This is a genomic window from Streptomyces sp. NPDC096040 (genome assembly GCF_040303265.1).
Classification (GTDB): Bacteria; Actinomycetota; Actinomycetes; order Streptomycetales; family Streptomycetaceae; genus Streptomyces.
Window position 1 is genome coordinate 71,207 of record NZ_JBEOTA010000015.1, and the last position, 12,624, is coordinate 83,830.

At 72.8% G+C, this 12,624-nt stretch carries 9 protein-coding genes and 1 tRNA gene; 8 read left to right on the forward strand and 2 right to left on the reverse strand.

Features of this window, described 5'->3' with window-relative positions:
* Nucleotides 1–49: 49 nt before the first annotated feature.
* The 7 genes from ABTY98_RS21670 (at nt 50) to ABTY98_RS21700 (ending at nt 7,413) form a co-directional block, all read left to right on the forward strand.
* Nucleotides 50–1,219 (forward strand): acyl-CoA dehydrogenase family protein, encoded by a 1,170-nt coding sequence (locus ABTY98_RS21670; RefSeq protein WP_352222554.1) that lies wholly within the window; start codon nt 50–52, stop codon nt 1,217–1,219.
* Nucleotides 1,203–2,204, forward strand: coding sequence for a bifunctional MaoC family dehydratase N-terminal/OB-fold nucleic acid binding domain-containing protein (locus ABTY98_RS21675; protein ID WP_352222555.1), 1,002 nt, complete (start codon nt 1,203–1,205; stop codon nt 2,202–2,204). The genes ABTY98_RS21670 and ABTY98_RS21675 overlap by 17 nt, the downstream gene beginning before the upstream one ends.
* Nucleotide 2,205: 1 nt before the next feature.
* Nucleotides 2,206–3,249 carry an acyl-CoA dehydrogenase family protein gene (locus tag ABTY98_RS21680; protein ID WP_352222556.1) on the forward strand — a complete coding sequence of 348 codons (1,044 nt, stop codon included), beginning with the start codon at nt 2,206–2,208 and terminating at the stop codon, nt 3,247–3,249.
* The gene (locus tag ABTY98_RS21685) at nt 3,239–3,688 is read left to right on the forward strand and encodes a MaoC/PaaZ C-terminal domain-containing protein (protein WP_352222557.1); all 450 of its coding nucleotides are present in this window, start codon (nt 3,239–3,241) and stop codon (nt 3,686–3,688) included. The genes ABTY98_RS21680 and ABTY98_RS21685 overlap by 11 nt, the downstream gene beginning before the upstream one ends.
* A complete protein-coding gene (locus tag ABTY98_RS21690) occupies nt 3,685–4,851 on the forward strand; it encodes a lipid-transfer protein (RefSeq protein ID WP_352222559.1) in 1,167 nt (388 codons plus the stop codon). Before ABTY98_RS21685 ends, ABTY98_RS21690 begins: the two co-directional genes overlap by 4 nt.
* 192 nt (nt 4,852–5,043) lie before the next feature.
* A complete protein-coding gene (locus ABTY98_RS21695; protein WP_352222560.1) occupies nt 5,044–5,613 on the forward strand; it encodes a SigE family RNA polymerase sigma factor in 570 nt (189 codons plus the stop codon).
* A gap of 156 nt (nt 5,614–5,769) precedes the next feature.
* Nucleotides 5,770–7,413, forward strand: coding sequence for a long-chain fatty acid--CoA ligase (locus ABTY98_RS21700; protein WP_352222709.1), 1,644 nt, complete (start codon nt 5,770–5,772; stop codon nt 7,411–7,413).
* 113 nt (nt 7,414–7,526) lie between these two features.
* On the opposite strand, the gene ABTY98_RS21705 is transcribed toward ABTY98_RS21700, so the two are convergent.
* Together ABTY98_RS21705 and ABTY98_RS21710 are read right to left on the reverse strand one after the other, a co-directional pair.
* Nucleotides 7,527–11,639, reverse strand: a complete 4,113-nt coding sequence (locus ABTY98_RS21705) for a hybrid sensor histidine kinase/response regulator (RefSeq protein ID WP_352222561.1) — start codon at nt 11,637–11,639, stop codon at nt 7,527–7,529.
* 269 nt (nt 11,640–11,908) lie between these two features.
* Complete coding sequence (locus ABTY98_RS21710; RefSeq protein ID WP_352222562.1) at nt 11,909–12,325, reverse strand: SSI family serine proteinase inhibitor; 417 nt, start codon at nt 12,323–12,325, stop codon at nt 11,909–11,911.
* A gap of 169 nt (nt 12,326–12,494) precedes the next feature.
* Here ABTY98_RS21710 and ABTY98_RS21715 point away from each other — a divergent pair.
* Nucleotides 12,495–12,588 (forward strand) — tRNA-Ser (locus ABTY98_RS21715).
* The last annotated feature ends 36 nt before the right edge of the window (nt 12,589–12,624 follow it).

A 12,624-nucleotide genomic window follows, 5' to 3' on the forward strand; every position in this document is an offset into this window, starting at 1 on the left:
GCCTGTTCGACCTTGACAGTGAGCCGTATCTGACGGACAGTCAGAAACCATGCATCTGGCCCCCACCGAACGCCAGCAGCGGCTGCGCGCCGAACTCCGTGCCTACTTCCGGTCCTTGATCCCGTCCTCCGCCCCCGAGACGCCCGAGGAACGCCGTGCCCTGCTGCGCCGCATCGGCGCGGACGGTCTGCTCGGCCTCGGCTGGCCCGTCGAGTACGGCGGCCAAGGGCGGGGGGCCGACGAGCAGTTCGTGTTCTTCGACGAGGCGTACCGGGCCGGCGCCCCCGTCTCGATGGTCACGCTCAACACGGTCGGGCCCACGCTCATGAAGTACGGCAGCGACGAACAGAAGGCCCGCTTCCTGCCCGGCATCCTCAGCGGCGACCTGGTCTTCGCGATCGGCTACAGCGAACCCTCCGCCGGCACCGACCTCGCCGCACTGCGGACCCGGGCGGTGCGGGACGGCGACGGCTGGCGGATCGACGGGCAGAAGATCTTCACCTCGGGCGCCCAGCACGCCGACTGGATCTGGCTGGCCTGCCGTACCGACCCCGAGGCGCCCGAGCACCGGGGCATCTCGATCCTCCTGGTCCCCACCGACGCACCCGGGTTCTCCTGGACCCCGATCGAGACGGTGGGCGGCCAGATCACGACGGCGACCTACTACGACGGTGTCCGGGTCCCCGCCGGGAACCTGGTCGGCGCCGAACACGACGGCTGGTCGCTCATCACCAACCAGCTCAACCACGAGCGGGTCGCCCTCGCCGCGACCGCCATGCAGGCCGAGGACTTCTACCAGTCCGCGCTCACCGCCGCCCGCACCCCCGATCCGGTGACGGGCCGCCGCCGTGTTGACGAGTCCTGGGTGCGTTTTCGGCTGGCCGAAGCGCATGCCCGGCTGGCGGCAAACCGCCTGCTCAGCTGGCGTTTGGCGGGTGATACGGGAGCCGGTCGGGTGGCCCCCGCGGAGGCGAGTGGCGTGAAGTTCGCGGGAACGGAATCGGCAGTCGCGACGTATCGCATGTGTCAGGAGATAGTCGGCGAGGCGGCATTGGTCCGGTCCGGATCGCCGGGGGCGTTCGAGGACGGCGAGCTGGAGCGGCTCAACAGGGCGGCGCAGATCAACACGTTCGGGGGCGGGGTGAGCGAGGTGCAGCGGGAGATCGTCGCGACGATGCGGCTCGGGATGAGGAGGGGTGGCCGTGGCCGGGGGGACTGAACAGCAGGGGGCGCGCCCTCCCACGGACGATCTGGGGGTGCGGCTCAAGGTGTACGAGGGACAGCCGGCCGCGGTCTCGGGCGTGGGCCGGGACCCGGTCAACCTCCCCATGATCCGGCACTGGTGCGAGGCGATGGGCGACACGAACCCGGTGTACGAGGGACCGGACGCGATCGCCCCGCCCACCATGCTCCAGGCCTGGACGATGGGCGGCCTGTCGGGACACGCAGGGCGCACCGGCGCGTACGACGAGCTGATGACCCTGCTCGACGACGCGGGCTGCACCTCGGTGGTCGCCACCGACTGCGAGCAGGAGTACGTGAAGCCGCTGCGGCCGGGTGACGAGGTGGTCTTCGACACGGTGATCGAGTCGGTGTCGGAGCGGAAACGGACCAAGCTGGGCACGGGGTACTTCGTCACGACCCGCACGGACGTCCGCGTCGGGGACGACCTGGCCGGCACCCACCGCTTCCGCATCCTCAAGTACGCGCCGAGCGGCCGCCCGCCCGCCGGGAAGGCCCGGCGCCCCCGCCCGGTGGTCAACCGGGACAACGCCGGCTTCTGGGAGGGCGTGGCCGAGGGCCGCCTCCTCATCCAGCGCTGCGCCGACTGCGGCACCCTGCGCCACCCCTGGCTGCCGGGCTGCAACGCCTGCGGCTGCCTCGACTGGGACACGGTCGAGTCGGCCGGCGAGGGCACGGTCTATTCGTACGTCGTGATGCACCACCCGCCCTTCCCGGCCTTCGCCCCTCCGTACGCGGTCGGCCTGATCGAACTCACCGAGGGCGTGCGGATGGTGAGCAACGTGGTGGGCGTGCCGTACGACAAGGTGCGGATCGGTCTGCCGGTGCGGGTGGAGTTCCGCCGGTACGAGGACGAGGAGGGGGCGCTGATCCTGCCCGTCTTCCGGGTCGTCGACGTTCTCGACGTCGTCGACGATCCCGCCGCTCTCGGTGCTTCCGGTGCTCCCGGTGGGGAGGCCTGACATGGACTTCACGCCCACCGAGGCGCAGGCCGAGGCCCGTGACCTGGCCGCCAGGATCTTCGCCGACCTCGCCACCCATGAGCGGCTGCGGGCCGCCGGCACCGGCAGCGACCCGGAGTTGTGGAAGGCCCTCACCGCGGCCGGGCTGGTGTCCGCCGTGGAGGAACTGGGCCTGCTGGGGCTGGTGCTGCTCCTTGAGGAACAGGGGCGCACCACGGCCCAGGTGCCGTACGCGGCGAGCTGTGTGTACGGGCAGCTGGCGATCGCCGCCCACGGCACGACCGAACAGCGACAGCGGCTGCTGCCGGGGATCGGGGACGGATCGGTGGTCGTCGCCGGGGCGTTTCCTGCCCAGCAGGGGGTACGACCCTCCGCGCGCGGCGGGCTGACCGGCACCGCCCCCGTCGTCCCGTGGCTGCGCGACGCCACGCATGTCCTGGTCGCGGACGCCGGCCGGCGGCTCTGGCTGGTGCCGCTCGGGGAGGGCACCGGCATCGAGGAGGCCGAGCTCACCGCACCTTGGTCGGCGGGGCGCCTCACGTTCCACGACGCCCCCGCCGAGCCCCTCGGCACCGACCCTGACCCCGGGGGCCCCGGCCCCTACGCCGACGTCCTGGCCACCGCCCGCACCGCCTTCGCCGGACTCCAGGCCGGTGTCTGCGCGGGCTCCCTCGCCCGGGCCGTCGCGCACACCAACACCCGCGAGCAGTTCGGGCGCCCGCTCGCCACCCGGCAGGCCGTCCAACTCCGGGCCGCCGACGCGCATATGGACACCGAGGCGATACGGGTGACGGCGTACGAGGCGGCCTGGCGGCGGGACGCGGGGCTGCCGTACGTCACGCATGCGTTGACCGCCGCCTGGTGGGCGTCCGAGGCGGGGCAGCGGGTCGTGCACACGGGCCAGCATCTGCATGGCGGCGCGGGCGCCGACGTCGACCATCCGGTGCACCGGCACTTCCTGTGGGGGCGCCAGCTGGACGCATATCTGGGCAGTGGGAGCGAAGTGCTGCAGGAACTGGGGGAGTTGATCGCGAGTGGGGACTGAGACGACACGGCCGGGCGTGGGCACCCGGCTGCCGCCGCTGGAGATCCCGATCACGCGGACGCTGATCGTGGCCGGCGCGATCGCGTCCCGTGACTACCAGGACGTGCACCACGACGCCGAACTGGCCCGCCGGAAGGGCTCTCCGGACATCTTCATGAACATCCTGACCACCAACGGCCTGGTCGGCCGGTACATCACCGATCACTTCGGCTCGGCGGCCGAGATCCGCAAGGTCGCCATCCGGCTGGGTGCGCCCAACTACCCGGGCGACACGATGGTGTTGACCGGCCGGATCGAGGAGCTGGACGAGGTGACAGGGATGGCGACGGTCCGGGTGGTCGGCGCCAACGGCATCGGCAACCATGTGACCGGCACGGTGACCGTCACCCTCACCGCGGCCACGGCCACGGCCACGGTCACCGGCGAGGTGGACTCATGAGCGTGCGGGGCCGGGACTCGCTCGGCGGGCGGGCGGCGATCGTGGGGATCGGGGCCACCGAGTTCTCCAAGGACTCGGGGCGCAGTGAGCTGCGGCTGGCGGCGGAGGCGGTGCGGGCCGCGCTGGACGACGCGGGGCTGACTCCGGCGGACGTGGACGGGATGGTGACGTTCACGATGGACACCAGCCCGGAGATCACCGTGGCCCAGGCCTGCGGGATCGGCGAGTTGTCCTTCTTCTCCCGCGTTCACTACGGCGGCGGCGCGGCCTGTGCGACGGTCCAGCAGGGGGCGCTGGCGGTCGCGACCGGGGTGGCCGAGGTGGTGGTCTGCTACCGGGCGTTCAACGAGAGATCCGGCCGCCGCTTCGGCTCGGGCGTGCAGCACCGGGAGCCGTCGGCGGAGGGCGCGGCGCTCGGCTGGGCGCTGCCGTTCGGGTTGCTCACCCCCGCCTCCTGGGTGGCGATGGCGGCACAGCGCTATCTGCACACCTACGGGCTGACCCCGGAGGTGTTCGGGCATGTGGCGGTGGTGGACCGCAGATACGCGGCGACCAACCCGGCCGCCTACTTCCACGGCCGTCCCATCACCCTCGCCGACCACTCAGCCTCCCGCTGGATCGTCGAGCCGCTCCGTCTGCTGGACTGCTGCCAGGAGACGGACGGCGGACAGGCCCTCGTCGTCACGTCGGTGGAGCGGGCGCGTGATCTGCCGCATCGGCCGGCCGTGATCGCGGCGGCCGCGCAGGGCGCCGGCCGGGCCCAGGAGCAGATGACCAGCTTCTACCGGGACGACCTGACCGGGCTGCCGGAGGTGGGTGTGGTGGCCCGCCAGCTGTGGCGCTCCTCCGGGCTCGCCCCGGCCGACATCGACGTGGGGATCCTGTACGACCACTTCACGCCGTTCGTGCTGATGCAGCTCGAGGAGTTCGGGTTCTGCGGACGCGGGGAGGCGGCGGACTTCGTGGCCGAGGAGCGGCTCCCGCTGAACACGCACGGGGGACAGCTCGGGGAGGCGTACCTCCATGGGATGAACGGGATGGCGGAAGGGGTGCGCCAGCTGCGCGGCACGGGCGCGAACCAGATACCTGGCGCGGACCGGGTCCTGGTGACGGCCGGTACCGGGGTACCGACGTCAGGGCTGGTCCTGACCTCGGACGTGTGAACCGGAAGCCGGCCGGGGAGCGGCCCGCCGCCTGCGCCGTACCGCCCCCTCAGGGGTGAACCCGCAGGAGTACCGCCCCCGTCCTCCACCTTCAGGAGGTGTAGCCAACCCCACCCCTACAACCTGAGGCGGACTCTCCTTCGGGACCTGCGGCCGATCCGCCGCAACACCGCTCGCTCATAGCGTGGAGCCATGACCACACCCGTCTGCACCAGCGCTTCGGACGCCGCTGTCTCGGCGAGGCAGACCCGCGCCTACCCGCTCCCCTACCCGTCCTTCGCGTCGTACGTCAGGGCCCGCCAGCCGGTCCTGCTGCGCACCGCCCGGTCGTTGACCGCGAACCCCAGTGACGCCGAGGACCTCCTCCAGACCGCGCTCGCCAAAACGTACGTGGCCTGGGAGCGGATCGAGGACCACCGGGCGCTCGACGGCTATGTGCGCCGGGCGCTGCTGAACACCCGGACCTCGCAGTGGCGCAAGCGCCGGGTCGACGAGTTCGTCTGCGACGAACTGCCCGAGCCGGAGCCGGCGGGCGGCGGGGACGACCCGGCCGAGCGGCAGGCGCTGCACGACGCGATGTGGCGCGCGATCATGAAGCTGCCCGCACGGCAGCGGGCGATGGTCGTGCTGCGGTACTACGAGGACCTCAGCGAGGTGCAGACGGCCGAGGTGCTCGGGGTGTCGGTGGGCACGGTGAAGTCCGCGGTGTCGCGTGCGCTCGGCAAGCTGCGTGAGGACCCCGAGCTGGACGTCGCCCGATAGACCGGACCGCAGCGGCCGGACCGCCGCCGGACGGTGTTGGTCTGCTCTCCCCTAGTGACATACCGCATGGTATGTGCGCAGAATCAGCGCAGCCCCTTTTACCTTTACCGCCGAGTAGGGCAATGTCGCCCCCGGGAGGACGCCGTGCTGAGCACCATGCAGGACGTACCGCTGCTGATTTCCACGATCCTGACGCATGGGTCGAGGGTTCACGGCGAGTCACAGGTGACCACCTGGACGGGCGAGGCCGAGCCGCACCGCCGCAGCTTCGCCGAGGTCGGCACCCGCGCCGCCCAGCTGGCCCACGCCCTGCGCGACGACCTGGGTGTCCAGGACGACGACCGTGTGGCCACTCTCATGTGGAACAACGCGGAACACACCGAGGCATACTTCGCGATTCCCTCCATGGGTGCGGTCCTGCACACGCTCAACCTGCGGCTGCCCGCCGAACAGCTCGCCTGGATCGTGAACCACGCGGCCGACCGGGTCGTGATCGTCAACGGCTCGCTGCTGCCGCTGCTCGCCCCGCTGCTGCCGCACCTGAAGCCGTTGCGGCATGTCGTGGTCTCCGGCCCTGGCGACCGTTCCCTGCTGGACGGCGCGACCGTGGCCGTACACGAGTACGAGGACCTGATCGCCGGCAAGCCGACGGCGTACGACTGGCCGGAGCTCGACGAACGCCAGGCCGCCGCCATGTGCTACACCTCCGGCACCACCGGCGACCCCAAGGGCGTGGTGTACAGCCACCGTTCGATCTATCTGCACTCCATGCAGGTCAACATGGCCCAGTCGATGGGCCTGACCGACCAGGACACCTCCCTGGTCGTCGTACCGCAGTTCCATGTCAACGCCTGGGGCCTGCCGCACGCCACCTTCATGACCGGCGTCAACCTGCTGATGCCAGACCGCTTCCTCCAGCCCGCCCCGCTCGCCGCGATGATCGAGAGCGAGCGGCCCACGCACGCGGCCGCGGTTCCCACCATCTGGCAGGGCCTGCTCGGCGAACTCACCGCCAACCCCCGGGACGTCGCCTCGCTCACCCAGGTCACCATCGGCGGCTCGGCCTGCCCGCCCTCCCTCATGGCCGCCTTCGACAAGCTGGGCATGCGGGTCTGCCACGCCTGGGGCATGACGGAGACCTCTCCGCTCGGCACGGTCTCGCGGCCGCCGGCCCACGTGGTCGGCACGGAGGAGGAGTTCGCCTACCGCCTCACCCAGGGCCGTTTCCCGGCCGGTGTCGAGGCCCGGCTCACCGGCCCCGTCGGCGAACGCCTCCCCTGGGACGGCGAGTCGGCCGGCGAGCTGGAGGTGCGCGGCCCCTGGATCGCCGGCGCCTACTACAACGGCCCCGACGCCGACCCCCTGCGCCCCGCCGACAAGTTCAGCGAGGACGGCTGGCTGAAGACCGGTGACGTCGGCACCATCTCCCCCGACGGCTTCCTCACCCTCACCGACCGCGCGAAGGACGTCATCAAGTCCGGCGGCGAGTGGATCTCCTCGGTCGAGCTGGAGAACGCGCTGATGTCCCACCCGGACGTCGCCGAGGCCGCGGTGGTCGCCGTACCCGACGACAAGTGGGGCGAGCGTCCGCTGGCGACCGTGGTGCTGCGGGAGGGCTCCAGCGCGACCTTCGAGACGCTGCGCACGTTCCTCGCGGAGGAGGGCCGCATCGCGAAGTGGCAGCTGCCGGAGCGCTGGACGGTGGTGGAGTCGGTGCCGAAGACGAGCGTGGGCAAGTTCGACAAGAAGGTGCTCAGGCGGAAGTACGCCGACGGTCAGCTGGACGTCACCAGCCTGTGAAGCGCCCCTTCAGGGGCACGGGATCGTGTTCGAAATGCGGCTACCGCCGCGCGAGCGCGACCAGCCACGTCCAACCGCAAGTCGGCTGACGTCAGTTCCCCGATGGCGCTTCCTCAGTTCGTACCGATCCGTGCCAGCAAGTCCACGATCCGGCTCTGCACCTCGGTACTCGTCGACCGCTCCGCGAGGAACAGCACCGTCTCACCGGACGCCAGCCGAGGCAGATCGGCCTGGTCGACGGCTGCCGTGTAGACGACCAACGGCGTCCGGTTGAGCTGCCCGTTCGCGCGGAGCCAGTCGATGATGCCGGCCTGGCGGCGGTGGACCTGCATCAGGTCCATCACCACCAGGTTCGGCCGCAACTGCCCGGCCAGCGTCACCGCGTCCGCGTCGCTCGCCGCCCGCGCGACCTGCATCCCGCGCCGCTCCAGCGTCGCGGTCAGGGCGAGGGCGATCTCCGCGTGCTCCTCGATGAGCAGCACCCGCGGCGGATGCTGCTCGCTGTCCCGGGGCGCGAGCGCCTTCAGGAGTACGGCGGGATCGGCGCCGTACGCCGCCTCGCGCGTCGCCTGCCCCAGTCCGGCCGTGACCATCACCGGCACCTCGGCCGCCACCGCCGCCTGCCGCAGCGACTGCAGCGCGGTCCGGGTGATCGGCCCGGTCAGTGGGTCCACGAACAGCGCCGCCGGGAACGCGGCGATCTGCGCGTCGACCTCCTCACGGGAGTGCACGATCACCGGCCGGTAGCCGCGGTCGCTCAGCGCCTGCTGGGTGGTGACGTCCGGCGCGGGCCACACCAGCAGCCGGCGCGGGTTGTCCAGCGGCTCCGGGGGCAGCTCGTCGTCCATCGGCTGGGGGCGCGGCGGATCCGCGACCTCGACCGCCCCGCCCGGACCGTCCAGCGGCTCCGGGCCCTCGGCGGCGTTCACGTCCGGTGCGCCTATCGCGTACGACCGTCCGGCGCCCTCGGTGGCGCCCGTGAGCCGGGACTGCCCGGCCGGCGACGGCTGGGGCACCGGCTGCTCGGCCGACGGATGCGGCCGGGCCGCCTGCTCGGGCTGCTGCTGCTCGTTGCGCGTGCCCAGCTTGCGGCGCCGTCCGTTGCCGCCCGGCTGGTGCGGGGGCGGGGTCGCCGTCGGCTGCTGCACCTGAGCGGCCTGCCGCGAGAACGGCACCCCCTGTCCCAGCGTCCGCACGCTGAACGCCTTGCCCTGTGTGGAGTCCGGGTCGGCCGGCGCGGGCGTCGCCGCCGCCTCTGCGGGCAACGGCTGCGCGGCACGCGTGGGTTGAGGGGCGGGCGGGGGCGCTTCGTCGGCGCCGCCCGGCCACTGCTGCGGTACGGGAGCCACGGGAGCGGCCTCCGCCGGGAGCGGGAGCGGCTGGGCGGGGGCCGGGGTGGATTGGGCGGCGGGGGCGGCCCGGGGCGGGACCGGCTGGCCCGGGGCCACCGGAGCGGGGCCCTGCGGCTGTGCCTGCGCCCGAGCCGGTACGGCGGCCACGCCCGGCAGTGCCTGCGAAACCGGCTGCCCGGGCCGGCCGGGCTGGCCCGCCTGTACGGGCTGCGGTCCGGCGGCCGGGCCTGCGGGCCCGGCCTGCGCCGGGATGCCCTGGCCGGGCTGGCCGGGCTGGCCGGGCTGACCAGGCTGACCGGGCGGAACCGGCTGACCAGGCGGAACCGGCTGACCGGGGGCGGACGCTTGCGCGGGCACCGTCGGTACCATTTGCGACCCGGCCGGGGCGCCCTCCGCGGGCTGCCCCATGGCCCGTCGACGGCGGCCCGTCGGCGCGTCGGTGGGGTGCGGCTGCGGCGGGGTGTGGTCCTCGGCCTGATCGTGGGCCACGGCGTCGTGCCGGCCCTCCTCACCCGCCATCGAGCCCGCCGCCGCGGCCGGCTCGGGGGTGCGGTCGGCCTCGGCGGGCGGCAGCGCGAACACCGGGCGGGGTCCCGCCTGCTGCTGCTCGGCCCGCTCCGCCCGCTCGGCAGCCGCGGCCAGCGCACGGCGCCGACGCCCGCTCGGCTGCCCTTCGTCGTCCTGAGGCGCAGCGACCGCGGGCAACGCCGCCGGCAGCGCCTGCCGCTCGTCGGGCTCGCGCCGGGCCCGTCGCCCCGCCGCCGGCGCGGGCACGCCCTGCGGCGGAACGGTGCCACCGAGCCCCGTACCCGAGGCGGCCGTACCGGCACCCTGCTCGGCGGCCGTCACCACGGCACCCTCGGAGACACCGGCGACACCTGCGACGCCCGGGTCTGCGTCCGCGTCGGCCGGACGTCCGCGCCGCCGCCCGGTACCGCCGGACCCCGACCCTGACCCCGACTCCGCGTTCTCGGCGCTCTCGATCGCGGCGGGGCCGCCCTCCTGGGCTGCCACATCGGCGGCACGCCGACGTCGCCGCCCGGTCGGCGCCGCGCCCGGCACCTCGCCCTCGCCGGCGTCGCCGCCGGACAAGTCGCTCTCCAGGAAGGCGTCCACGGAGGACCGCCGGGCCCGCCGCCGTCCGCCGGCACCGGTGTCGTCGGCGGCAGGGATCGTAGCCACCGCCGTACCGGGCGGAGGGGGTACGGCCCCGGCGCCGCCCCCGATCGGCACCTCCAGGACGAACGCGCTGCCGCTCATGCCCGGCACCTCGTGCGTCTGCAGTACACCGCCGTGCGCGCGTACGATCCCGCGCACGATCGGCTCGTGCACCGGGTCGCCCCCGGGGTACGGCCCCCGCACCTCGATACGGACGACCTCACCGCGCTGTGCCGCCGCGACCACCACCGTGTTGTCCATGTAGCCGCCGGCGGAGACGGGCGCGTTGCCGGTCGCGTCGACACCCGCCACGTCCGCGACGAGATGTGCGAGCGCGACGGCGAGCCGCTGCGGATCCACCTCGGCCTCGATGGGCGGCGCGTGCACGGCGAACTGGACCCGCCCGGGCCCGATCAGCTCCACCGCCCCGTCCACACCGGCCGCGACGACCGCGTCCAGCATCACTTTCGTGCGGTTGACGTCCTCGGTCCCGGCGTCCAGCGCCTGATAGCCGAGCACGTTGTCGATGAGCTGGGTGATACGCGAGTAACCGGCCGAAAGGTGATGGAGGACCTGGTTGGCCTCGGGCCACAGCTGCCCGGCGTCGTCGGCGGCGAGCGCGGCCAGTTCCCGGCGCAGCTCGTCGAGCGGGCCGCGCAGCGACTGCGCGAGCAGGGTCAGCAGCTGCTCGTGCCGCCCGGAGAGGGCCTCGTACCGGTCCTTCTCGCGCTCACCGAGGGCCGCGTACCGCTCCTCGCCGGACGCCAGCTCCTCGGCGTGCCGCTCGCGCAGCTCCTCGACCTCGGTGACGTGCTTCTGGCGCAGTGCGGTCAGGTCGGAGGCGTGCTCCTCGGAGAGCCTCTCCAGCTCTTCGGCGTGCGCCTTCTCCTGGGCGTCCTTCGCCTCGGCGAGGGCGTCGTACGGCCGCCGGTCGGTGAAGGTCATCACGGCGCCGACGAGCTGGTCGCCGTCGCGCACCGGCGCGGTCGTCAGATCGACCGGCACCTTCTTGTCGCCCTTGGCCCACAGCACCTGTCCACGCACCCGGTGCTTGCGCCCGGAGCGCAGGGTGTCGGCGAGCGGCGACTCGGCGTACGGGAAGGGCGAGCCGTCCGCACGCGAGTGCAGCACCAGATTGTGCAGCTCCTTGCCGCCCAGCTCACCGGCCCGATATCCCAGTATCTGAGCGGCGGCCGGATTCACGAGCACGATCCGCCCGTCGGTGTCCGTCCCTACGACACCCTCGCTCGCGGCCCGCAGGATCATCTCGGTCTGCCGCTGCGAGCGGGCCAGCTCGGCCTCGGTGTCCACGGTCCCGGTCAGGTCGCGCACGACGAGCATCAGCAGCTCGTCGGCGCCGTAGCCGTAACCGTCGTACGCCTGCTGACCGTTCTCCAGGTTGGCGCTGGTGACCTCGACCGGGAACTCCGAGCCGTCGGTCCGCCGCGCGATCATCCGGGTCGGTTTGGTCCGCCCGCGCGGGTCCATGTGATCGGGCCGCCGCATGGATCCGGGGATGAGCCTCGAGTCGAACTGCGGCAGCAGATCGAGCAGCCCGCGCCCGACCAGCGCGGTGCCCGGCGCCTCGAACGCCTCCAGGGCGATGGTGTTCGCGTTGACGACGGTTCCGTTGGCGTTGACCAGTACCAACGCATCCGGCAGCGCATCCAGTATGGCTGCGAGGCGAGCAGCGCCTCGGGATGGCCTGCTGCTCACGAGACGCTTCCTCCCTGTTACCGCACCTTGCCGACCGCTCGGGCCATCTTGCCAACCGGCCCGCGACGTGTCACGCGAGGGAGTCTAAAGGCACCGATTGCGCTCATGACGCCGGATGAGAGGGAGGTCGCACGACGAAGTGACGGCGAACATGTGACCGACATGCCTCACCTCCGCTTTAACTTCGCGAGACTTTTACGGGAGCGGGGCTTCCGCCATGAGACGGCTGTGCTGTCTTTCGGGGTGGCTGGACCCCGACGACCTGGGGTCTATGAAGCGAGGTCGGGCAGCAGGGGCACCATCCGGTTCCAGCGCCCGATCTCGCAACCGTTGCTGCGGTCGTAGGTCGCGTCGACCGGCCGGCCGGCCCAGGTGCCGGTGACATGGGCGGTGGCCGGGCCGCCGTAGAGCATGGTGCAGGCGGTCCCGGGGGCGACCGGGGCGAAGGTGTCCCGCCCCCAGCGCGTGTTCCGGTCGAGCGCCTGGCACGCCCCGTCCACGTCCGGGTGACTGCCGGCGTCGGGATGACAGGACAGCTCGTACGTCCCGTCCCGCCCGTCGCCGGTGTGCCGCACGGTGACGGTGAGGTGGTCGCCCTGGATGGCGGCGGAGGCGGGCATAGCGGGGAGGGATCCGAGAACGGCGGCGACGGCCCCGAGGGCGCCCCGCACGGCGAAGTGAGACATGCCCTGCCCAACGCGTGGCGCGCCCGGACGTTGCGCGGCGCCCCCGACCACGAGAAGGGCTTTGCCCTGCGGCCCGGCTGCCTAGTACCGTGGGAGCCGATTGGTGACAGCACGCTCGACTGTGTCATCATCTGCACGCACCACTCGCGCTCGCGCGGGCGGCTGTGCGGGAGGCGTCGCCTAGTCCGGTCTATGGCGCCGCACTGCTAATGCGGTTTGGGCCTTAAAGCCCATCGAGGGTTCAAATCCCTCCGCCTCCGCCACCTGACCAGGGAGTTCGGCCAATTGAGGCTGGGCTC